At 70.6% G+C, this 23,422-nt stretch carries 11 protein-coding genes; 5 read left to right on the plus strand and 6 right to left on the minus strand.

Features of this window, described 5'->3' with window-relative positions; genetic code table 11:
• Nucleotides 1–3,966: beta-ketoacyl synthase N-terminal-like domain-containing protein (locus AB0O34_RS13420; RefSeq protein WP_363915618.1), on the minus strand; the 3,966-nt coding region annotated here is incomplete at its 3' end.
• Nucleotides 3,956–12,796 carry an SDR family NAD(P)-dependent oxidoreductase gene (locus tag AB0O34_RS13425; protein WP_363915619.1) on the minus strand — a complete coding sequence of 2,947 codons (8,841 nt, stop codon included), beginning with the start codon at nt 12,794–12,796 and terminating at the stop codon, nt 3,956–3,958. The genes AB0O34_RS13425 and AB0O34_RS13420, both read right to left, overlap by 11 nt.
• Before the next feature lie 439 nt (nt 12,797–13,235).
• Here AB0O34_RS13425 and AB0O34_RS13430 point away from each other — a divergent pair, with 439 nt between their 5' ends.
• A complete protein-coding gene (locus AB0O34_RS13430; RefSeq protein WP_363915620.1) occupies nt 13,236–14,063 on the plus strand; it encodes a hypothetical protein in 828 nt (275 codons plus the stop codon).
• Nucleotides 14,009–15,385, plus strand: coding sequence for a condensation domain-containing protein (locus AB0O34_RS13435; protein WP_363915621.1), 1,377 nt, complete (start codon nt 14,009–14,011; stop codon nt 15,383–15,385). Before AB0O34_RS13430 ends, AB0O34_RS13435 begins: the two co-directional genes overlap by 55 nt.
• Before the next feature lie 321 nt (nt 15,386–15,706).
• Here the strand turns inward: AB0O34_RS13435 and AB0O34_RS13440 are convergent, their stop codons facing one another.
• The 3 genes from AB0O34_RS13440 to AB0O34_RS13450 all read right to left on the minus strand — a co-directional run bounded on the left by AB0O34_RS13440 (nt 15,707) and on the right by AB0O34_RS13450 (nt 18,822).
• Nucleotides 15,707–16,540: an aldo/keto reductase gene (locus AB0O34_RS13440; protein WP_363915622.1), complete on the minus strand. Its 834-nt coding sequence runs from the start codon at nt 16,538–16,540 to the stop codon at nt 15,707–15,709.
• 125 nt (nt 16,541–16,665) lie between these two features.
• Nucleotides 16,666–17,307 (minus strand): 2'-5' RNA ligase family protein, encoded by a 642-nt coding sequence (locus tag AB0O34_RS13445; RefSeq protein ID WP_363915623.1) that lies wholly within the window; start codon nt 17,305–17,307, stop codon nt 16,666–16,668.
• A gap of 3 nt (nt 17,308–17,310) precedes the next feature.
• A complete protein-coding gene (locus AB0O34_RS13450) occupies nt 17,311–18,822 on the minus strand; it encodes a hypothetical protein (protein ID WP_363915624.1) in 1,512 nt (503 codons plus the stop codon).
• A gap of 255 nt (nt 18,823–19,077) precedes the next feature.
• Here AB0O34_RS13450 and AB0O34_RS13455 point away from each other — a divergent pair, with 255 nt between their 5' ends.
• The 3 genes from AB0O34_RS13455 to AB0O34_RS13465 are packed head-to-tail and all read left to right on the plus strand — an operon-like array spanning nt 19,078 to nt 20,407.
• Nucleotides 19,078–19,428, plus strand: coding sequence for a hypothetical protein (locus AB0O34_RS13455; protein ID WP_363915625.1), 351 nt, complete (start codon nt 19,078–19,080; stop codon nt 19,426–19,428).
• A complete protein-coding gene (locus AB0O34_RS13460; protein WP_363915626.1) occupies nt 19,428–19,739 on the plus strand; it encodes a hypothetical protein in 312 nt (103 codons plus the stop codon). The genes AB0O34_RS13455 and AB0O34_RS13460 overlap by 1 nt, the downstream gene beginning before the upstream one ends.
• A complete protein-coding gene (locus AB0O34_RS13465; RefSeq protein ID WP_363915627.1) occupies nt 19,736–20,407 on the plus strand; it encodes a hypothetical protein in 672 nt (223 codons plus the stop codon). Before AB0O34_RS13460 ends, AB0O34_RS13465 begins: the two co-directional genes overlap by 4 nt.
• Here the strand turns inward: AB0O34_RS13465 and AB0O34_RS13470 are convergent.
• A complete protein-coding gene (locus AB0O34_RS13470) occupies nt 20,376–22,739 on the minus strand; it encodes an AAA family ATPase (protein ID WP_363915628.1) in 2,364 nt (787 codons plus the stop codon). The genes AB0O34_RS13465 and AB0O34_RS13470 overlap by 32 nt on opposite strands.
• Between the last annotated feature and the right edge of the window lie 683 nt (nt 22,740–23,422).

Here is a 23,422-nt window from a genome sequence, read left to right on the forward strand (position 1 = left end):
GACATCGGCACCCGCATCCGGACCCGCCGCACCACGGGTCAACACCACCAGACGGCAACCCGCGAACCGCTCATCGGCCACCCAGCCGCGCACCAAACCCAGCACCCGGCCGGAAAGCTCCCGCACCCCGGCCGGCACGTCCACCGGATCGGCCACGCACGAGGCCACCACGAAGCCGGGCACCGGCTCACCCGCCGCCACCGCCACACCGAGCGCGTCCACATCCGGGTAGCCGTCCAGGCCCGCCACCGGCTCACCCAGGAAGACCCACCGGGAGCCGCCGTCGTCCGGGGTGACCGCGACGTCCACCCAGTCGACCCCGTGCGGTACGGCCACCGCCTGGCCGCCGGCCGTACCGGCCAGCGACTCGAGCGGAACCGAACGGACCCGCAGGGACTCCATCGAGAAGACCGGCCGGCCGGAGACGTCGGCGGCCTCGATGGCGCACCCGTCGGTGCCGACGGATTCCAGCCGGACCCGGAGCACGCGGGCACCGGCGGCGGACAGCCGCACACCACGGAACTCGAACGGCAACCGCAGCCCATCAACCCCACCGGCGATCAGCAACGGATGGAACACCGCATCCAGCAACCCCGGATGCAACCCGAACCCCGCCACCTCCACCTCATCGTCCAACGACACCTCGGCGAACAACTCACCACCCCGCCGCCAAACCCCCCGCACCCCCTGAAACACCGGACCATACTCATAACCAAGATCAGCCAACCGCTCGTACCCACCATCAAGCGCCACCACCGACGCACCCACCGGCGGCCACACCCCCGCCCAGTCACAAGCACCGGCCGTACCACCGTCCACGGTCACGGCGCCGGAGACGTGGCGGGTCCACGGCGCCTCGTGGTCGTCGGCGGGGCGGGAGTGCACCCGCACCGGCCGGGTGCCTGCGTCGTCCGCGTGCTCGACGACGACCTGCAACGCCAGCGCGCCCTGCTCCGGCAGCACCAGCGGCGCCTCGAACATCAGCTCCTCGACCAGGTCGCAGCCGAGCTGGCCGCCGGCCTCCAGGACGATGTCGACGAACGCGGCGCCCGGCAGCACGGTCGCGCCGAGCATCACGTGGTCGGCCAGCCACGGTGAGCCGGTGACCGACAGGCGGCCGGTGAACACCGTCGTGCCGTCGTCGGCGATGTCGACCACCGCGCCCAGGAGCGGATGCCCGAGCCCGCGCAGCCCGGCCGACGAGACGCCGGAAGCGCGTACCGGCGAGTTGAGCCAGAAGCGCTCGCGGTCGAACGCGTAGGTCGGAAGGTCGACGTCCGCACCGCCGGACAGGGCGGGCCAGTCGACGGCCACGCCCGCCACGCAGGCCTGCGCGAGGCAGGTGACCAGCGCGTCCGGCTCGGACCGCTGCCGCCGGTTGAGGGAGACGACCGAGGCGTCCTGCTGGGTGACGCAGTCGTGCGCCATGCCGGACAGGACCGCGTCCGGCCCGACCTCGATGTAGGTGCTCACCCCTTCGGACTCCAGCCGCCCGATCGTCGCGTGGAACAGCACGGGCCGGCGGACCTGCTCGATCCAGTACTCCGGTGCCGTCCAGGTGGCGTCGCCGCCGACGTTGGTGGCGAACGGGATCCGCGCCTCGCCGAACCGCACGCTCCCCAGCTCGGCGGCGAACTCGGCGAGCATCGGCTCCATCAGCGGGGAGTGGAAGGCGTGGCTGACCGGGAGCCGCCGGGTTCGCCGGCCGAGCTCACGCCATTCGTCGGCCACCGCGAGGCACACCTCTTCGGCACCGGAGACGACCACGCTGGTGGGGCCGTTGACCGCTGCGATCCCCACCAGGAGCTCCCGGCCTGCCAGGGTGGGCGCGACCTCCTCCTCCGCGGCCTCGATGGCGATCATCGCGCCGGGCTCGTCGAGGGCCTGCATCAGGCGGGCGCGGGCGGTGACCAGCCGCGCGGCGTCGGCCAGCGACCAGATGCCCGCGACGTGCGCGGCGGCGAACTCGCCCACCGAATGCCCGGCCACGAAGTCGGGCGTGACGCCGAGCGCCTCCAGCAGCCGGAAGGCGGCCACCTCGTAGGCGAACAGCGCCGGCTGGGTGTAGCGGGTCTCGTTCAGCCACTCAGCCTCGGGCGTGCCGGGCTCCGCCCACATGACCTCGCGCAGCGGGCGGTCGAGGTGGGCGTCGACCGCGGCGCAGACCGCGTCGAGGGCCTCGGCGAACACCGGCGCCACGGCGTACAGCTCGCGCCCCATCCCGAGCCGCTGCCCGCCCTGGCCGGTGAACAGGTACGCCAGCCTGGGCTTCTCCTGGGCGAAGCCCTTGACCACCTCGGCCACCGGCTTGTCCCGCAGGTGGTCGGCGAGGCCGGCGATCAGGGCGTCCCTGTCGTGGCCGAGGACGACGGCACGGTGCTCGAACAGCGACCGGCCGGAGGCCAGGGAGTGCGCCACGTCGGCCGGGCGCAGGGTCGCGTCGGCGGTGACGAAGTCGTGCAGCCGGGCGGCCTGCGCACGCAGCGACGGGGCGCTGTGAGCGCTGAGCACCCAGGCCAGCGGTGCCGCGCCGGGGCCGGCGGTCACGAGGGGCGGGGCGGCGGGAGTGCTCGGCTGTTCCTGGGCCTCCTCCAGGATGACGTGGGCGTTCGTGCCGCCGATGCCGAACGAGGACACCCCGGACCGGCGCGGGTGGCCGTCACGCGACCACTCCCTGGCCTCGGTCAGGAGCCCGACCCCGCCCGCCGACCAGTCGATGTGCGGCTCGCTCTCGTCGACGTGCAGCGTCCGCGGCAGCACCCCGTGCCGCATCGCCATCACCATCTTGATCACACCGGCGACGCCGGCGGCGGCCTGGGTGTGGCCGATGTTCGACTTCACCGAGCCCAGCCACAGAGGACGCTCGGCGCGGCGGTTGCGCCCGTAGGTGGCCATGAGGGCCTGGGCCTCGATCGGGTCTCCCAGCCTGGTGCCGGTGCCGTGCGCCTCGACGGCGTCCACGTCCCTGGTGTCCAGGCGGGCGTCGGCCAGCGCCTGCTCCACCACACGCTCCTGGGCCGGGCCGTTCGGCGCGGTCAGCCCGTTGCTCGCGCCGTCCTGGTTGACCGCCGACCCCCGGATCACTCCGAGGATCCGCCGCCCGTTGCGCTGGGCGTCCGACAGCCGCTCCAGCGCCAGCACGCCCACGCCCTCGGCCCACGCCGCGCCGTCCGCCGTGGAGGAGAACGACTTGCACCGCCCGTCCGGGGCCAGCGCACGCTGCCGCGAGAACTCCACGAACGAGTCGGGGGTCGCCATCACCGTCACGCCGCCGGCCAGCGCCAGCGAGCACTCCCCGCGCCGCAGGCCCTGCACCGCCAGGTGCATCGCCACCAGCGACGACGAGCACGCCGTGTCGACCGCGATCGACGGGCCTTCCAGCCCGAAGGTGTACGAGACCCGCCCGGGCAGGACGCTGGCCGCGCTGGAGACCATGAGGATGCCCTCGACCGCCTCGGGTACGGAGCCGTTGGTGAAGCGCAGCGAGTAGTCGTTGTACATGTTGCCCACGTAGACGCCGGTACGGCTGCCGCGCAGGGTCGCCGGGTCGATACCGGCCCGCTCGAACGCCTCCCAGGCCGCCTGCAACATCAGCCGGTGCTGCGGATCGGTCGCCAGGGCACCACGCGGGCTCATCCCGAAGAAGCCGGCGTCGAAGTCGCCCGCGTCGTAGAGAAACCCGCCATGCCGCGTGTACGACTTGCCCAGCGCCTCGGGGTCGGGGTCGTACAACCCCTCGTCCCAGCCGCGATCGACAGGGAAACCACCGATCGCGTCCCCACCCGAGACGACCAGATCCCACAGATCCTCGGGACTGGCCACACCACCCGGATAGCGACACGCCATCCCGATGATGGCGATCGGCTCATGACGCCGATCCTCGACGCCGGCCAGCCGCTGACGGGTCTCCGCGAGTTCGACGGTCACACGCTTGAGGTAGTCGCGCAGCTTTTCCTCATTGGCCATGATCGGGCCTTTCCAGGGAGGATCTCAGGGGAGACGTCATAGTTCGGTCGTCGATGAGCGCGAAGATCTCCTCATCGGAAGCGGAATCGATCTTCTCCACCACGTCCTCGGCGCCGCTCGTGCCACTCGTGCCGGCGGCGAACCTGGTGATCAGACCGGCGCCGAACCTCGTGACGGCGCTCTGCGCGATGGCGACGAGCTTGCCGCGAATGGCCTCCGCGTCCTCGCTGGCGCCCGACAGCATGGACTCGACCCGTTCCACGGCCCCGCGCAGGGTGTCCTCAGGTGAGGGGGCCGCGGGCGCCAGGGTGCGGAAGAGGTAGTCGGTCAGGGCGGTGACGTTCGGATGGTCGAACACCAGCGTCGCGGGCAGCCGCAGTCCGGTGTCGCCGTTGAGCCGGTTGCGCAGCTCCACCCCGGTCAGCGAGTCGAACCCCAGCTCGTTGAACGCCCGGTCCACCCCGACGTTCTCTATGCTGCCGTGGGCGAGGACGGCGGCCACGTGGGAGCGCACCAGGTCGGCCAGGTGACCGCGCGCCTCCGCCTCGGCCATCGCGGCCAGGCGCTCGACCAGGCCCGCCGATCCGGCGGCGGTGGACGCCGCCCCGGCCGCGGTGGCGGTGGCCGCGCGGCGCAGGGCGCGTACCAGGCCTCGCAGCACCGACGGCAGCTCACCCCTCTCGGCGCGGGCACGCAGGGCGGTGTTGTCCCACTTGGCGGCGACGACCAGCGGGCCGGGCGAGGCGAGCGCGGAGTCGAACAGCTCAAGGCCCTGCTCGACGGTCAGCGGCGCGATGCCCGCGTGGGCGAGGCGGGCCGTGTCCGCCGCCGACATCTGCCCCGACATCCCGGCGTCGACGGTGTCCCACAGGCCCCACGCCACCGACACCGCCGGCAGGCCGAGCCCGCGACGGTGCGCCGCGAGGACGTCCAGGAACACGTTGGCCGCGGCGTAGTTGCCCTGGCCCGGGTTCCCGACCACGCCGGCGACCGAGGAGAACACCACGAACCACGACAGCGGGAGCTCCCGCGTCAGCTCGTGCAGGTACCAGGCCGCGTCCACCTTGGGCGCGAACACCGAGTCGAGCCGCTGCGCGGAAAGCCCCTCCACGGTGGCGTCGTCCAGGACGCCCGCCGTGTGCACCACACCGGTCAGCGGCCCCTGCGCGGGGATCGACTCCAGCAGTGCCTCCAGCGCGTCGCGGTCCGACACGTCGCACGCCGCCACCGTGACCCGCGCCCCGAGTCCTTCCAGCCGGGACACCAGCTCACCGGCACCGGGCGCGTCCGGCCCGCGCCGCGACACCAGCAGCAGGTTCCTGGCGCCGTGCCGCTCCACCAGCCGCTGGGCGACCAGGCTTCCCAGCCCGCCCGTGCCACCGGTCACCAGCACGGTTCCCGAGCCCACGTCCGAGGACCCGGCCGGCGTCTCGGCCGTCCGGCGGGCCAGGCGGGGGACCAGGAGCTTCCCGTCCCGCGCCACCAGCTGCGACTCGCCCGAGGCCACCGCCGAGGCGACCAGCCCCCAGGCGGAGAAGCCCTCGTCGGCGTCCAGCAGCACGAACCGTCCCGGATGCTCGGCCTGCGCCGACCGCACCAGCCCCCACACCGGTCCGGCTACCACGGCCGGGACCATGCCGCCCTCCGGGTCGAAGACGCCCCGGGTCACGAACACCAGGCGGCAGCCAGAGAACCGCTCGTCGCCGACCCAGCCCTGCACGAGGTCGAGGGCCTGGTACATGCCGTCGCGCACCGAGTACGGCACGTCGTCCGCGTCGGTCTCCGGCAGGTAAGGAACGAGGACGACGCCCGGGACCTCGCCCGCGGTCATCTCGGCGAGCGAGGCGAGGTCGTAGTAGCGCGGGGCGTTGAGTCCGGCCCCGCGCAGCTCCGCCCCGATGTCGTCGGCGAAGGCGTCGTACCCCACCACGGCCCATCGCCGGTCGGCGAGGTCGGTCTCCGGCACCGCGAGGTCGATCCAGTCGACGGTGTACGAGGCGGCGTCCGGCGCGGTGCGCGAGGCCCCGCCGTCTCTCGGGACCCGGCGCAGCGTCAGCGCGTCGACACCCGCGACCCGGTTTCCGTCGCTGTCGTGGAGGGCCAGGGACACCCGGTCGTCGCCGAGGTCCGAGATCCGCACCCGCGACGCCTCGGCGCCGAGGACGGACACGCGCACCCCGCTCCAGGAGAACGGCAGCAGCAGCGAGGGCACGTCCTTCCCTGCCTCGGCCGAGTCGAGCACCAGCAGGTGAAGCGCCGCGTCCAGCAGCGCCGGATGGAAGGTGAACCGGCCGGCGTCCCCGCGGACGTGCTCCGGCAACGCCACCTCGACGTACGCGCCGCCGTCCACGCGCCAGGCCGCCCGGAGCCCCTGGAACGCGGGGCCGTACTCGTAACCGCGCTCGGCGAGCCGCTCGTACACCTCGTCCAGGTCGACCGCGACGCCGTCCGCGGGCGGCCGGCCGGCGAGCCGCTCAGGGGGCGCGGCCGGAGCCGTGGCGAGCGTGCCGGTGGCGTGCCGGGTCCACGTGGCCTCGGCGTCGCCCGCGTGGCGGGCGTGCACGGTCAGGCCGCGCCGGCCGTCCGCGTCCGGGCCGCCGACCGTGAGCTGCACCTGGACGGCCCCGGCCTCGGGCAGGATCAGCGGCGCTTCGAGCGTCAAGTCCTCTATCTCGTCGCAGCCGGCCGTGGTCGCCGCTTCCATGGCCAGCTCGACGAAGGCGGTGCCCGGCAGCAGCACCTCGCCGTCCACCACGTGGTCGGCGAGCCACGGCATCGCGCCGCGCGACAGCCGCCCGGTGAGCAGGAACCCGTCGTCCCCGGCCAGCGGTACCACCGCGCCGAGCAGCGGGTGCCGGGAGGCGTCCATGCCCCTCGCGGCGACGTCCACGGTGGCGGCGGCGCCGTCGATCCAGTATCTGCGGTGCTCGAAGGGGTAGGTGGGCAGGTCGACGTGGCGGTACGGCCCCGGGCCGAGGGCCTTCGCCCAGTTGACGTCGGCGCCGAGCACGTACGCCTGGCCCGCCGCCAGCAGGAACCGCCGCCAGTGGCCCTCGCCCCTGCGCAGGGTTCCGGTGGCGCCTCCGGGCATGCCGGCGGTCTCCAGGGTGTCCTGGATGTGCCCGGTGAGCACGGGGTGCGGGCTCGTCTCGATGAACAGCGGGGTGCCGTGCCCGGCGAAGGCACGGATCCCCTCTTCGAAGCGCACCGGGTTGCGCAGGCTGTTGTACCAGTACGCGGTGTTCAGCTCGGCGTGGCCGATGAACGCGCCGGCCAGCGAGGAGCAGAAGGCGACGCCGGTGGGCTTGGGTGTCACCTCGTCCAGCGTGGCCAGCAGTTCCTCGCGGAGCGCCTCGATGTGCGGGGTGTGGGCCGCGTAGTCGATCGCCACCCGCCGGGTCTGCACGGTGTCGCCGCAGGCGGCGGCGAACTCCTCCAGCGCGTCCAGGTCACCGGCCACCACCGTGCTGGCCGGGCCGCTGTGCACGGCCACCCAGAGCCGGTCGGGCCACGGCTCCAGCAGCTCCCGCGCCCGCGCGGCCGGCAGGGACACGGCGAGCATGCCACCGCTGTCCCCGAGCTTCATCAGCGCCTGGCCGCGCAGGGCCACGACCTTCGCCGCGTCCTCCAGCCCGAGCGCCCCCGCGACGCACGCGGCGGTGATCTCTCCCTGGGAGTGCCCGATCACGGCGGAGGGGTCGACCCCGAGCGACCGCCACAGCTCCGCGAGCGACGCCATGACCGCGAACAGGACCGGCTGGATCACGTCGGAGCCTTCCAGGGGCGGCGCGCCCTGCTCGCCGCGCAGCACCCCCTCCACCGACCAGCCGGTGTACGGCTCCAGCGCCCGCTCGCACCGCCGCAGGTGGGTGCGGAACACCTCGCTGGAGTCCAGCAGGTCGACGGCCATCCCGGCCCACTGCGACCCCTGCCCGGGGAACACGAACACCGGGCGCACGTCGGCGCCCGCCACCCCGCGTACCACGGTCGCGTGCGGCGCGCCGTCCGCCAGCGCCGCCAGGCCTGCGACCAGCTCGTCCCGGCCCTCCGCGACCACCACGGCGCGGTGGGCGAACCCCGGCCGCCGCGACAGCACCCGCCCGGCGGCCACCAGGTCACCGGGCTCGGCGTCCGCCGCGTACGTCCGCAGGCGGCCCGCCTGAGCGCGCAGCGACGCCTCGGACTTCGCCGACACCACCCAGACCAGCGGGCCTTGCGGCTCCACCGGGACCGGGACGGCCTCCGGCGGTCCCTCCAAGATCACATGTGCGTTCGTGCCACTGATGCCGAACCCGGAGACGGCCGCCCGTACCGGACGGTCGTCCGGCAGCTCGACCGGTTCGGTGAGCAGCCGCACCGAGCCGCCGCTCCAGTCGACGTGCGGCGTCGGCTCCTCCACATGCAGGGTCGGCGGCAACGTCCGGTGCTCAAGCGCCTTGATCATCTTGATCACGCCGCCGACGCCGGCCGCCGCCTGGGTGTGGCCGATGTTCGACTTGAGCGAGCCGAGCCAGACCGGGCGCTCCGCGTCACGGTCCTCGCCGTACGCGGCGATGATCGACTCGGCCTCGATGGGGTCCCCGAGCCTGGTGCCGGTGCCGTGCGCCTCCACCACGTCGACGTCGCCGGCGGTGAGGCGGGCGTCGGCCAGCGCCTGCCTGATCACGTCCCGCTGGGCCTGGCCGCTCGGGGCGGTCAGGCCGTTGCTGGCCCCGTCCTGGTTGACCGCGCCGCCCCGGATCACGGCGAGTACGGGGTGCCCCCGGCGGCGCGCGTCGGACGAGCGCTCCAGCAGCAGCATTCCCGCGCCCTCGCCCCAGCCCGTGCCGTCCGCGGCGGCGGAGAAGGCCTTGCAGCGGCCGTCGGGGGCCAGACCGCCCTGGCGGCTGAACTCGACGAACATCCCGGGGCTGGACATCACCGTCGCGCCGCCTGCCAGCGCCAGCGAGCACTCCCCGCGCCGCAGCGCCTGCACCGCGAGGACGATCGCGACCAGCGAGGACGAGCACGCGGTGTCCACGGTGATCGCGGGCCCCCGCAGGCCCAGGGCGTACGCGATCCGCCCGGACGCGACGCTGAGCGCGGTGCCGGTCAGCAGGTGCCCGTCGGCGGTGCCCGTGGACTGGTGCAGCCGGGGGCCGTAGTCGGAGGCCATGGCGCCCACGAACACGCCCGTGGCCGACTCCCGCAGCTCGGCGGGGTCCAGGCCCGCCCGCTCGACGGTCTCCCAGCAGATCTCCATGAGCAGCCGCTGCTGGGGGTCCATGGCGGCCGCCTCGCGGGGGCTGATGCCGAAGAACCCGGCGTCGAACTGGTCGGCGTCGTGCAGGAAGCCGCCGTGCCTGGTGTCGCTCGTGCCGGATCTTTCAGGCCCCTGGGCGAACAGCGCGTCGAGGTCCCAGCCGCGGTTCTCGGGGAACTCGGTGATCGCGTCGGTGCCGGTGCGGACGAGCCGCCAAAGATCGTCCGGCGAGGCGACACCTCCGGGATAGCGGCAGCCCATGGCGACCACCACGATGGGGTCGGTCTCGTCCCGCGCGCTCACCTCGGCCGCCGCTTCGGACGGCCCGTCGTGGAGCAGGCCGTACAGGTGGTCGATGAGCCGGTCGGGGGTCGGCTGGTCGTACAGCAGGCCGGTCGGCAGCCGCAGCCCGGTCGCCGACCGCAGCCGGTTGCGAAGGTCCTCCAAGGTCGCCGACTCGAAGCCGAGGTCCTTGAAGGTCCTGGCCGGCTCCACGGCCCGGGTGTCCTCGTGTCCGAGCAGCCCGGCGGCGGCGGTCAGCACCAGCTCGCGCACCGCGCGCCGCGAGAGCCCGTCCTCGCTCCACGGGCCGGTGGACTTTGCCGGGCCGGTGGACTTTGCCGGGCCGGTGGACTTTGCCGGGCCGGTCAGCATCTCCGGGCCGGTGGGCATCGCGGGTGCGGACGGCTCGTGACCGGTCTGGACGGGGTGCCGCACGTCGGTCTCCGGCCAGTACCGCCGGCGCTGGAACGCGTAGGTGGGCAGGTCGACCAGCCGTGCGCCCGGCACGTCGCCCCCACCGGAATCACGCGTACCGGAATCACCCTGGCCGGAGTCACCCGGGCCGGCCCAGTCGACGCCGGCTCCGCGGGTGTACGCCTCGGCCAGCGCCCGCCGGAACCGGTCCGGCCCGCCGTCGCCGCGGCGCAGCGTGCCGACGACCGCCGCGTCCCGCCCGGCCTCCTCGATCGTCTCCTCGACCCCGGCCGTGAGCACCGGGTGCGGGCTGCACTCGACGAACAGGCCGCAGCGCTCGTCGAGCGCCCGCCGGGTGGCCTGGGCGAACAGCACCGGCTGCCGCAGGCTCCGGTACCAGTAGCCGGCGTCGAGCCCGGCGGTGTCCATCGGCTCGCCGGTCAGCGTGGAGATGAACACCGTGTCCGTGCTGACCGGCCGGATGGGGGCCAGTGCCCTGAGCACCTCGTCGCGGATCCCCTCGACCTCGGGGGAGTGCGAGGCGTAGTCGACCGGGAGGAGCTTCGTGCGGTACCCGGCGGCCGAGAGCTGCCGTCCGAGCTCGGGGAGCGCCTCCCGCGTCCCGGAGACGACCACGGAGCGAGGCCCGTTGTAGGCGGCCACGGCCACGTGCGCGTCCAGCGGGCGTACCGCCTGCTCGACGACGTCAAGCGGGGCCGCGATCGACATCATGCCGCCCCGGCCGGTGATGCCGGCGATGGCGCGGCTGCGCAGCGCCACGACCCTGGCCGCGTCCGCGAGGGACAGCGCGCCCGCGACGGTCGCCGCCGCGATCTCCCCCTGGGAGTGCCCGACGACCATGTGAGGTTCGACGCCGTGGGCCCGCCAGAGCCCGGCGAGCGAGACCATTACCGCCCACAGCGCCGGTTGGACCACGTCGACGCGGTCGAGCGTCGCCGCTCCTCCGCCCGCGGCGGGCCCGCCGTCGCGGGCGAGGCCGGGGGCGCCGTGCGGTCCCCGCAAGACGTCGAGCAGCGAGTAGTCGGTGAACGGTTCGAGGGCTTCCGCGCACTCCGCGATCCGCTCGGCGAAGGCGGGCGAGCCGGTGAGGAGTTCACGTGCCATCGCCGGCCACTGCGACCCCTGTCCGGGGAAGACGAACGCGCCGCGGCCGGCGGTCACGGAACCGGTGACCACGGATGCGCCGGGCAGACCGGCGGCGAGCGCTTCCAGGCCGGCGAGCCGGGCGTCGCGGTCCGCGCCGAGGACCACCGCCCGGTGCTCGAACCCGGTCCGGCTGCGGACCAGGGCCAGCGCCACGTCGGCGGTCCCGAGCGACGGGTCCTCGCTGACGCGGGTGTGCAGCCGCCGAGCCTGGCCCCGCAACGCGGCGGCGGAACGCGCGGACAGCACCCACGGCATGTCCTCACTCGCAGGCGCGGCCGGTGCGGCGGGTTCATCGGTCCGAACGGCGGGGTCGTCAGGGTTCGCGGACTGTTCGCCGGGGGATGCGGCAGGTTCGGCGGGGGGTGCTTCGGCCAGGATCAGGTGGCAGTTGGTGCCGCCCATTCCGAAGGAGCTGACGCCCGCGACCAGGGGCCGCCCGGCCGAGGGCCAGGGGCGGGCGGAGCGCACGACCTGAAGGCCGAGCTCGTCCAGCGGGATCTCGGGGTTCGGGGTCTCGAAGTTCAGGCTCGGCGGCAGCTCGCGGTGCCTGAGGCTCAGCGCCACCTTGAGGAGCCCGGCGATGCCCGCGGCGCCTTCTAGGTGGCCGATGTTGGTCTTCACCGAGCCGACCAGCAACGGGCCGGTGTCCGGCCGGACGTCGCCGCCGGCGGCCGGCGCGGACTCCTCGGCGCCGCCCGCCGCGCCCAGCGCGGACGCCTCGACGGGGTCCCCGACCTTGGTGCCGGTGCCGTGCAGCTCCACGTACTGGACGTCGGCGGCCCCGACCCCGGCGTGCGCCCGGGCCAGCGTGATGACCTCCCGCTGGGCTCGCCCGCTCGGCACCGTCAGCCCGTCGCCGCCGCCGTCGTTGTTGACCGCGCCGCCGAGGATCACGCAGTGGACGGCGTCCCCGTCGGCGAGCGCCGCCGGCAGCGGCTTGAGCACGACGAGCGCGCCGCCCTCGCCGCGCACGTAGCCGTTGGCGCGGCTGTCGAAGACGTAGCAGCGGCCGTCCGGTGACAGGGCGCCGAAGCTGCCGATGGCGGCGGTGGTCTCCGCCAGCAGGTTGAGGTTGACGCCGCCGGCGAGCGCGAGCCGGGTCTCACCGCGGCGCAGGCTCTCGCAGGCCATCTGCACGGCCACCAGCGACGACGACTGGCCGGTGTCGAGGGTCAGGCTCGGGCCGTTCAGCCCGAGGAAGTAGGACACCCGGTTGGCGATCATCGCACGGTTGGCGCCGGTGTAGGTGTGCCGGCCGAGCCCGCCGGCGCCGAGCCGGTCCTGCAGCGCGGCGTAGTCGTTGGAGATCGCTCCGAGGAAGACGCCGGCGGCGGTCCCGCGCAGCGTGCCCGGCACCATCCGCGCGTTCTCCAGCGCCTCCCACGCCAGCTCCAGCGTGAGCCGCTGCTGGGGGTCCATGGCCGTGGCCTCGTTCGGCGAGATCCCGAAGAACCCGGCGTCGAAGCGGTCCACGTCCGCGATGAAGCCGCCGCGGGGGTACTCGATGGCTGTGGTGTGCGGCCACCGGCCTTCCGGCACCGCCGTCACCGCGTCCACGCCGTCGCGCAGTAGCCGCCAGAACCGCTCGGGATCGTCCGCCCCGGGCAGCCGGCAGGCCATGCCGACGACGGCGACCGGCTCCGCGGCCGAAAAATCAGGACGGGTGTCCGGCCGGCCGGAATCGTCGGCCGTCGCGCCGGTCAGCTGAATCGACTCACCAACCATCAACGTGCCACCTCAAGCCTCGGGCATCACCAACATGACACCGCCGGTTTCCATAAAGACACCGCGCAGGAATGATGGACAGTAGTGTGAATTTGCGACTATTGATTAGTTACTGCGACCTTAATGGCACCGCTCCGGCCTGGGCCACGGTCGCATGTTGGCACATTGTTGCCAGTAGCAAGCTGCCATCGCTCCCGCGTGGTATCCGCACTTGACGTGGGCGTTCACGGTCAAGATGCTGGGCTTCAGAGAGAGCCGTAGGGGTTCGGGTCCGGTGGCCGTCGCGACCATTCCCGCCACGCGGCACCGGCGCGTTCCCTCAAACGAACGGCCCTCGCGTCCCATTTCCTCGACCTCGGATGAACACCGGATATTCGTACTGTGGCCGGCGCGATCCGTAATGGACGGCAGAGCCGCCTCTTCAGGAGAGGGGCCTCGAATGAGCGTTCTCAAGCCTCGCCCGCGATCCGGAATACGAGCGCACAGGCCATTGCTGGCGGCGGTCGCCGCCTCGGTCGTGGTCGGCGCCGTCGCGCTCGCCGGGCTGCTCGTGGACGACCGGATGCTCACCGGCGAGCCGATCTGGATGAAGCCGTTCAAGTTCGCGGTCTCCGTCGCGCTGTACGCGGTGACGCTCGCCTGGATGCTGTCCCACTTGCGGCGGGAACGCCCCGATCTCGCGGTGGCGTCGGCGATCAGGCTCGGCATGGTCGTGTCGCTGGCCGGCATGGCGCTCGGCCTCTCCATGACGACGTCCACCCCGGCGCTCGACTCCCTGCGGACGGGCGTCGTGGACGGCATCGCCGGCGCCCACAGTGTGGGAGTGCCCGACGGAGGGCCGGGCCTGCCCGTCGTCGGCTGGAGCACGTCCGGGGGCGACCTGAGGGTGGCGCACTTCCTCGGGATCCACGCGCTCCAGGCGATGCCGCTGGTGGCCGTGGCGCTCGGAGTGCTGGCGCTCCGCACGGCGTGGCTGCGCCCCGAGCGGGTGCGGGTACGGCTGATCCGGCTGGCCGCCGGCACGTACGCGGGGGTCGTCGCCGTGGCCGCCTGGCAGGCGCTTCGGGGGCAGCCCCTGACCAGCCCCGACGCGGCGACCCTTGTCACGTTCGTAACGCTTCTTGAAATATCGGCCGGCGCCGCCGCGGTGGTGCTGTGGATGGGGCGGCGAGACACGGCAGGTGCCCCGACGAGTGCTCCGGAGGAGACGATATGTCCGTCGACGCCCCCCTCAGTTACGGCCAGCTCTTCAGCTGGCGAGAGATAGAGAGGTATCCAGACGACTGGATGCGCGATGCCAACCTCCCCACGGCATGGGACCTGCGGGGCCTCCCGCTCGACCGGGTGACGACCGCGCTGCGGCTGCTGGTCGACAGGCACGAACCGCTGCGGACCACCTACCACGTGCGGGATGGGCAGCCGGTGCAGCGGATCCACCCGGCCGTCACGTTGCCGATCGAGCGCGTCGACCGCGTGGTCGCCGACCGCGAGGTTCCCGAACGCACCAAGGACGAGCTGTCCGCCATCGGGTTCCCGATGACCGACGCCCTGGGATGGCGGGGAGTGCTCGTCACCACCGACGGCGCCCCGGTCTTCCTCGCGCTGTCGTTCTCCCACCTGATCCTCGACGTGTGGTCGATCCACCACCTCCAGGACCAGTTCCGGGCCCTGGTCGCCGACCCGCGTGCAACCGCGCGCATGGGACCCGCGCCGCGCGAGCTGGCGCGGCGGCAGCGGAGCGGCGGGGTGTGGCGCGAGCGGCAGGAGAGCTCCGAGCGTTACTGGCGGCGCGTCCTGGCCGAGGGCCTGATGGACGAGCTCCCGACGTTGCCCGCGGGCGTGAAGCGCAACCGCCTGGAGCTGACGCTGCACTCGCGCCGGCTGGGCGGGCTGGCCGCCGAGGCCGCCAGGCGGCTCGGGGTCACCGCGCCGTCGGTGGTGACGGCCCTGATCGCCGCGGGCCTCGCGCGGTACACCGGCACCGACCGGGTCACGCTGAGCCTGATGGCCTCGAACCGGTTCGCCCCGGAACACCAGGACATCGTCAGCACGATGAACCAGCTGATCCCGGTCGTCGCCACCGTCGACCAAGGATCCTCGCTGGCCGAGCACGTCAAGCGCCTGCACTGGGCGGGCGCCCGGTCGTACCGGTACTCCTGCTACGACTTCGACCGCGTGGCGGCCATCGCCGCCGAAGTCGCGGCCAGGGACGGCAAGAGCCCGGCCCATGACTGCTGGGTCAACCACCTGTTCCGGAGCTGGATCAACTACGTCCAGCTCGACCGCCACCCCTCGGACCCGGCCGACCAGGCTCCGGCGGAGCTGCTGTGGACACCCCTCGCGCAGCAGTACGGCCAGCCGTTCCGCGTGCGGGTGTCGGTCCAGGCCGGCCGCACCAGCGTCCTGCTGCTGGCGGACCCCACCGTCATCCCCGCCGAGGCGATGATCGGTATCATGCGGGCCGTGGCGTTCGGCGCGCAGCTGGCGGCGACCAACCCCGAGAGCAGCCTGAAGGATCTCTGGAGCGTCCGGAACGAGGACCTCGCACCGTCACTGTTCCCGCACGAGCTCCCCACGCCGCCGAACTAGGCCGAGGAGTAGCGCACAGGCGGCCAGGGGGCTTTGAAGGGCTATGACGACCCGCCAGGTACGCCCGCCGAGCAGGAGGAGGCATGGCCCTTCGATCTCCTCGGTCAGGAGAGCCGGGTCGGTTCTGCCTACCTCTTTCCTCGCCAGGACGGTGAACTCAGCCGCCAGTCGATCCTCTGCCTGCCGATCGGCTCCGTAGACGACGGACTCTCCCGGGACGAGCATTAGCGCGAGCGTCGTCGCGGCAGCCGTTCTCGGCGGATGCATGGCGACAGTCGGCGGCGGCGAAGTGACCGCGTTCGGAGCGGATGGCTTTGCGCTTCAGGCCCCGTAGACGTCGGGGTCCGGGCCGGTGCGGGTTCCGGTGTCGAGTGTCGCCAGGTCGCGGTGGTCGTCGTTGGTCAGCTGGAAGTCGAACACGTCCATGTTCGATCGGATACGTTCCGGTGTGACGGATTTCGAGATCACGATGTTGCCCAGTTCGATGTTCCAGCGCAGCAGGATCTGTGCCGTGGTCTTCTCGTGGCGTTTGGCGACGGCGGCGACGGTCGGGTCAGAGACAAGCTGGCCGTGCCCGAGGGGGCTCCATGCCTGGGTGGCAATGCCGTGACGTGCGTCGAACTCGCGAACTTGGGCTTGAGGCAGTCGTGGATGCAGCTCGACCTGGTTGACGGCTGGCACCGTGTCCGTTTCCGTGAGAATTCGCTCCAACGTGGCGGGGGTGAAGTTGGAGACGCCGATGGAGCGGGCCAGGCCGTCGCTTTTGATTCTCTCCAGCGCCTGCCAGGTCTCGATGAACAGACCACGGGACGGCACCGGCCAGTGGATCAAGTACAGGTCGAGGTAGTCGAGCTTGACGTTGGCGAGGCTCTTGTCCAGGGCGGCAAGGGTGGCGTCGTAGCCCAGGTCGGTGTGCCAGACCTTGGTGGTTATATGAAGCTGCTCGCGCGGGATTCCGGACGCGGCGATCGCCGCGCCGGTGCCGGGTTCGTTACGGTAGTAGGCGGCGGTGTCGATAGCCCGGTACCCGGCGTCGAGGGCCGCGGCCACGGCGGAGGTGGCTTCGTGGTCGGGCACCCGGAACACGCCGAAGCCGAGCTGCGGGATCGTGGTTCCGTCGTTGAGGGCGATGTCTGGGATGGCGGTCTCGGGCATCGGGGCTCCCTTCCATGATTGGTAGGCCCGGGGCGGTTAATGCCCCCGCGGGTCACTCGATCGGCGGGGCGTCCCCTGTTTCGGGGCCTTCCACCCAGGCGAGGGGGTCACTCAGGCACAAGCGTTCAGTCGCCCAGGCCCCGACCCAGCGACGGCGTCAGAACGGTCCGCCAGCGATACATGCCCTCATCCCGGTTCAAGTCGATCAGGGCAACGTGCATCAGAGTGACAGATAGCACATCGGCATAGCGGTTGAGCACCTCCCGGATAGGAGCAAGTGGCGCACCGCTGGTATTGGCGTAGGCAAGGCTGACATGCGGATGGAAACCGTCGGCCGCCTCGGGTACCCGCTCGTCTCCCCATACCTCGCCGATGGCACCTCGAATGACGCGTCGGATTTCACCCACGGCCTCGGTCGGCCTGACCGGGAGGTGAATGCCCTCGGCGTCGGCAACGAGCGGACCGAGCTGCACCTGAAGCGGCCCGCGGCCGGCCATGCGCCCGGCCACCTGCGCGCCGATGGCCGCCAGGTTCTCCTCGGTGGTCTCGTCGATGAAACCAACGCCCTGAGTCGTCATGTGCAGCCACTGGACAGGGATCGGATCCAGCACGGGGAACTTGTCCAGCTCGGGACGCAGTCTTTCTACGAAATCGTGCAGCTCGGGCTGTCGGTCCATGAGGAAGTGCCAGGTGTAGAAGCTCCGGCCGGGGCACCAGCCTGGCCGCCACCACCAGTGATTACGAGTCTCGGTGTCGTCTCCAGCCAACGGTCACCCTTCCGTGTGCGGCCTGGTCTCGGCGCGGAACACGCCGATGGCCTCCCTGATCATTTTTCCCTGTCCGCCACTGCGGAACGGGAGCGGCACACGCCCCTCAACCTCGCCCAGTTGGAGTAGCAGCGGTGCCGCACGAAGCTCCACAGGGGTCTGCAGGATTGGGGCCAGTGCCTCAGCCGCGCCGTCCAGGGCTCCAACGTCGATGTGTGCGCGGGCGATGTGCAGGGTGGTCATCCGCTCTGTCCCGAGGTTCCGGGTCCGTTCGGGCCGACCTTGGGAGATCTCCACAGATCGGGTGGCCATCTCCAGAGCACGAGCCGGGTCGTTCAGCACCAGGTAGGCATCGGCCCAGTAGCTGAGTGCCCGCTCCGGGGTGCAGCTCAGCGGCCCACCGGGGTGGTTCGTCCGTCCAGGCGCGACCCCCTGGGCGTGGCGGAGCATGGCATGAGCGTCCTGAACCCGGCCGAGCCGTGCGTAGTCCAGGGCGAGAGTGCTCGCCAGCATCACCTCGGTCTCTCCACCGGCCCGCGTGGCGAAGCGGAGACCACGCTCGCCCCATGCGAGGGCTTCTGCCTTGCGATCTTCCCAGTAGGCGGCGACCTGCCTCGTCTTGCATGTCCAGGCGAGAAGACCCTCGTGCCCGGCCTCTACGCCGAAGTGCTGCGCAGCCTGGGCGTGGTTCTCGGCAGCGTCTGGGCGGCCAAGGTCAGTCGAGACCCATCCCAGGAAGGTCATCGCCCAACCGACGATGAGATACAGATCCCGGCGATGACGCAGCGGCTGGTGTCCCTCCAGCAGCCGTAGCGCCTCATCGCGGAGGCGTCGCAGGTCAGCCAGCAGTGGCCCCGTGGGGGTCTTTAGATAGCTGTCGGCGATGCGCCGTAGGTCACGATTCAGACGTTCAATCGTCGATCCACCGACATTGCTGCTTTCAGCCTCGGACAAGATGAGATCCGACTCCCGTGCGTAAAGGGTCAACTGCTCACCGGCGGACAAAGGCCGCCTATCACGTATCTGCGAAAGCGTCGGTAACGCTACTTCGGCCGTCCCGGGAAATGCGGGCGCGGCACCTGGGGAGGAATGGGAACGGCCATTGAAATTTGAGTCAGCCTGCCGGTAGTCGATCTGGTCGATCTCTGCCCGGTCGCCGGTGTTGTAGAGCGCATACTCCGCATCGGTAAGAAGACGTCGTGCCGTGACCTGGTAGATCCGGGCGAGAGCGTGCAATGCTGCGACGCTCGGCCGACGCCCTTTCACGGGCCAGTGCTCGAACTGGTAGATCCGCGCTTTCACCATCGTGGACTCGCCGGCGTCGGCTGTGTTCCACCGGTCAGCCACCTCCTGATGGCTGAGGTTGTGCGCCCAACGTAGCGCCACGCGCGGGCCGATCTCCGGGAAGTCGGTTTCCCAGACGGATGCGATCTGCTCCCACGCTAGCCCTCGAGCCCGAAGCCGCTGCGAGCGGTAGGCGCGTTGCCGACGACCGGGTTCAGCGGATTTGTCCATAACTCGTTCAATCTCGAGAGAGTGATGAGACGTCAGCTACTCGCAGTGTACGCGCCGTATTCGCCGCATCGCAGCTAACCGACAGGATTCACCTAACGCTTACGCGCAGGTCAGGACGTCGGGCGGTGCTAACTGTTCTGGGGCTCTATCTACCGGCGGACTCTCCGGAGACTGAGAAGCCCGGCGAAAAAAGCGGGATCCGCAGGCGATGCCACGCCGTACGGATCCCTTGACCGGACACTGGAGGTCCGACCCGTGCAGAAGCCTAGAACCATTCGAATCCGTTGGCACGCCGACCATCCGCCCCGGCCGTTGGGGTGCCGTTGGTGCGGCCACCCTCCCTACGCGCACGACGCCGGCAGCCTGCCGCACCGCCGCCACCACCAGTGGGAGCACCCCACCAACGCCCAGGTGCGCGCCCGTCTCGACGCGCGCCGCCGCCTCGCGCTGAGCGGTTCGTTCCCGGCACCGCCCGCGTTGCGCCCTTCGGCGAGGGTGCGCCCGGCCGTCAGGCCACAACTGCCCGCGTGCGCGAGCACCCCGCCCGGCCGTCGCCCCGACATCGGGCTGCCCCGGCACCAGACGCACCGGCAGGAGGCGGCGTGATGACCGGACCTCGACGCGATGACGACCATCAGCCGCAGGAGCTGTGGACGTGGTCCGCTGACGACCTGAACGGGCGCACAGTGCGCGGCGTGACCAACATCCCCGGGCGCGCACGCCGGGCACTGCTGGCCGCGCTGAACACCATGCCGAACAAGGGCGAGGGGACCATCCGCCAGGCCTGGCTGGACGTATTCGCCTACCCCTACCCCTGCTACCGCTACGGGCCTGTCCTGATGCACGCCTACCGCGACAAGACGACCGGCGTGATCGTCTTGCAGGACGGCCCGCCATCGATCGACGTGGCCCCATGAACAGGCCCGGGGGCCGTCCCGCTTGCCAGGCGGACCCCGGCCGGCCGCCGCAGCGCGGCGGCCCGCGGCCGGTGCTGCGCGTCCCGTACGTGATCGCATGGTCGGAGGAGGCTGTCGCGCACCCACTGGTGTTCACCGAGCAGGGTCACACCCGGCGCCTCACCTACATCGACCCGCGACCGGCGGACTGGGTGGACGGGATGCTACGCGCCCGCATCGGCGTGGACCGAGGCGGCGAACCGATGTGGCGGATGCTGAACGTCCGCAGGCAGTGGCTGTGCATGGAGGCGTTGCTGTGCCAGGTATGCGGGACATCGGGAAGGGACCTGGAGACCGGGCGGATCTGGTGGGTGATCACCAAGACCGGGTTCCGGGCGACCAGCCAGAACGGCGGGCTCACCAACGCCCCGCCCACCTGCCCCGCGTGCATCCCCGAGTCGCTCGCCTCCTGCCCGCAACTGCACAAATCCTGGGCGGTCTACACCGCCACGTCCGCCGAACCCGCGGGCGTACTGGCCGAGGTCTTCGAGCCCGACACGAACAAGGTCGCTCGCCGCACCGGCCACAACATGTTCGTCAGGTACGACGAACCCGCCCGGCATCCCTTCGTACTCGCCACCCAACTGGTGGTCACGCTCACCGACATGCGGCCGGAGCAGATCCCTTAAGCTCCTCCGTGCTGAGCTGACCTTGGTCTCGCAGACGCACGAGGACCGGGATGTGCCTGAGGCGCTGCAGGAAAGACTGGTAGTCAGGCACTCGGTTGAGAGGGTCTGTGCCTAGATTGAAGTCGCGTCGCAGGACAGCTGTCCCTGCTCGGATGGTGTCACCCGCGATGGTGTCGTCGGCCGCTGCGTCAACGCGGCGTAGCATGATGGAGGCTTTGTCTCGCACGCACCCAGTGGGGTGGTCGTTTGCGAACTCCTCGATAATCCGTTCAACGCGCTGGTCTCGTCGGCTGTCGGACTCTCGCTCGCGTGCCAATTGGAGGGTCTCGTTGAGCTTCTTGAAAAGGGAGGCGAAGTTCGTGTCGAGGGTTGCGACATCGTCAGAAAGCGTATTGTCCTCCTCGTGCTCCTGCAGGTAGGCGAGGAGTTCCTTGGCGAAACCTGCCTTGCCGATATCGGTCTTGAACGCCCTCTCGAATGCGGCCTCGACTGCATCCCACATCGACGTGTTGTCGGCGTCGATGCCGGCCTTGATGGCCTTGTCGGTGAGCTTTGCTGTATCTGCTCCGCTCAATCCCAGAAGGCTAGAGGCGTAGCGGCGTGCGGCGATGCCGGCAAGCGTCAGAGGGACCAGGTCTTCGGGTTCCTCGATCGTGACACCAGCTTCGGCCTTCGCATTCACTTCCGTTGCCCATTCGCCGACCATGACAATGAGGTCGTCGGCGACGGTTGGCCTGCCCTTCGCGCCGCCTCTGCGGATCTGTTTCCGCGCGTTCTCGCCAGCCGAGTCGCTGTCCAGGAGAACCGCGCAGGCAGGCTTGTTCTGGTCGCGTCCGCGTGCGAGGTACAGCATGTATGGCACGTTGGAGCCACCGGGAACAAGGGTGACCTGGTTGAGATCAAGGCACTCGCTCGGTGGTTTGCCCGCGCGGCGCAACCGGGCGTTCATGCCAGAGATAAGCACCTGGTCGGCGATTCCTTCGATGAACAAATTATCGCCGCCGATGAATGCGGTCTCGGCGATGAAGGCACCCAGTGAGGTGCGAAGCGGCTCATAGTGGTTCTGCGTGACGTCCTTGACCAGGCGCGTCCCCTCATCGCGGGAGCCTTTGTCGACGACACGGACCCGATGCCCGGCGTTGCGGTTAATCAAAAACGGTGAGTGCGTGACGTAGACAACCTGGTCAGCCCGGTCGGAGTCCTCGGGGCGGGCATGGTCCTCCAGAACGCGCAAGAGGTCTTGTTGCCCGAGAGCGGATAGGTAAGCGTCCGGTTCGTCCATGAGCAGGACCTCAGGACGGTCGGCGGGACGATCATGCGACCTGAGTTGGACGTAGTAGCTGAGAAAGTAGGTGAGGCCGCGGCTACGCTCGCTGAACGAGTAGTCGGTACCGGTTCGGTCTCTGATGGTGAAAACCAGCTCATGCTCGCGAGGCGAGACTCGAAGCTGGAAGTCCTCGTCTTGGCTCCACCACCTGGAGATGTTGAGGTGTCGCGCGATGGACTTGTTCATCTCCTGGATCAGGGCGTTGACCAATCCCTCACGCTCATCCTTGATCGCGTTTTGGAGATCCTTGAAAGCAGAAGCCTCGATACGGGCCACCTTGGTAAGCAGGAGGCGACCAAGTCTTTGCTGCTCGGTCTCGGCGGCCTCCGCAGCACTCAGAATGCTGAACAGGACTGATGCTTGGGACCCCACGTCCTCGACAGTCCCGATCGCGTTGAGGAGGTCGAGTAATTTGACGCGGTCCCTGCGGCTGGCAAGGCGTGAACCTGTCCGCGCAAGTGCCGCAATCGACACCGAGTCGGGCAGTTCGACCTGCGTCTTAAGCTGGTAGGCATGAGGAAGAAGTTGTTCGAGGCCTTTGCTCTGATCATCGTCTAGTTCGACGCGCTCCTCGGCGTCGTTGATGACCTCGATCGTGTGTGGGGCTCGCCGGAGCATTAGCAGGTCTCCGTTTGCCAGAAGCGGGATCTCCAGGGCGCTCATGGCAGCGGCGTCATCCTCAGTGAGTTCGAAGATGGCACCGACCTCAGGGAACAGGCGCAGGTCCTTCTCGACGGAGAACCGCGTCGAGTACCGGCAGAAGTCGCTCTGGCTGTGGCCTTCGCCGGTGAGGACGATGTTGATCGCGTCGAGGAGGTGCGACTTTCCTGACTCATTCGCGCCGACTACCGCGGTGATATCTTTCTCAAGATTGATGCGCACATGCGGGAGCCACCCGTCGGGTGTCTCCTGCCATGCTCTCTTGGTTGATCCGGGGTTCGCCTTCAACTCATAGTCGTAGTTGAACGACTTATACCAACGAATCAACACTTCACGGATACGCATCCCGCCCCCTTAGCCCTCACCAGGAGGCTTAGCAAACCACGAACCACTGACACTCTGGGTGAGATCACGACTGATCCGCTGTTGTAAGCCCCCGCGACTGCGCCGAACCTGCTTGGGTGAACAACTCAGGGGTAGCTCACCGGTCAATCCGGCTGGCTGCGGCTGCGCTCGAGGGCATGATCCGTACAGGAGCGATCAAGAAGCGTTGGCATCCCTGTCGGCCTCGGCCCGACCCTCCGACAACCCGACATGCGGCTCGTCGCGCGAGAGGTCCGCCGCAGCTTTCCCGAGACCCGGCTGGTGAGCCGGGAGATCCCCCTGCCCGCCCTCACTCACTGCCTGGCCGAGTATTAGGTCGACATCCTGTGGGCAATGGCGCCTGTGCGGCATCCCGCCGTGGACTCGTTCCCCCTGACCAGCACAAGTCCGCGCATTGGCGTGGGGGCCGACCGGCATTCCCTCGCAGGCGCCGGAACGATGAATGTGGAGGACTTCAGCCAGCACCCGATCCACTACGACCCGGCCCCTACTGCGCCGGCGACTAGATGAACCAGTTCTGGCTCGGGGACATACGGCCACGCCGGGAGGCACGCCTAATCGGGATCTACTCCGAGAATTTCAGCCGCGTTCTGCAGCAAACCGCCGAAGGCGCAGCCGCGTTGGTCGTCTCGGCGGAGGCCACC

The organism is Sphaerisporangium sp. NPDC088356, from assembly GCF_040685555.1.
GTDB lineage: Bacteria > Actinomycetota > Actinomycetes > Streptosporangiales > Streptosporangiaceae > Sphaerisporangium.

Coding starts and splice junctions, on each gene's coding strand:
- AB0O34_RS13425 (WP_363915619.1), bottom strand. CDS start 12,796: ATGGTTGGTGAGTCGATTCAGCTGACCGGCGCGACGGCCGACGATTCC.
- AB0O34_RS13430 (WP_363915620.1), top strand. CDS start 13,236: ATGAGCGTTCTCAAGCCTCGCCCGCGATCCGGAATACGAGCGCACAGG.
- AB0O34_RS13435 (WP_363915621.1), top strand. CDS start 14,009: ATGTCCGTCGACGCCCCCCTCAGTTACGGCCAGCTCTTCAGCTGGCGA.
- AB0O34_RS13440 (WP_363915622.1), bottom strand. CDS start 16,540: ATGCCCGAGACCGCCATCCCAGACATCGCCCTCAACGACGGAACCACG.
- AB0O34_RS13450 (WP_363915624.1), bottom strand. CDS start 18,822: ATGGACAAATCCGCTGAACCCGGTCGTCGGCAACGCGCCTACCGCTCG.
- AB0O34_RS13460 (WP_363915626.1), top strand. CDS start 19,428: ATGACCGGACCTCGACGCGATGACGACCATCAGCCGCAGGAGCTGTGG.
- AB0O34_RS13465 (WP_363915627.1), top strand. CDS start 19,736: ATGAACAGGCCCGGGGGCCGTCCCGCTTGCCAGGCGGACCCCGGCCGG.
- AB0O34_RS13470 (WP_363915628.1), bottom strand. CDS start 22,739: ATGCGTATCCGTGAAGTGTTGATTCGTTGGTATAAGTCGTTCAACTAC.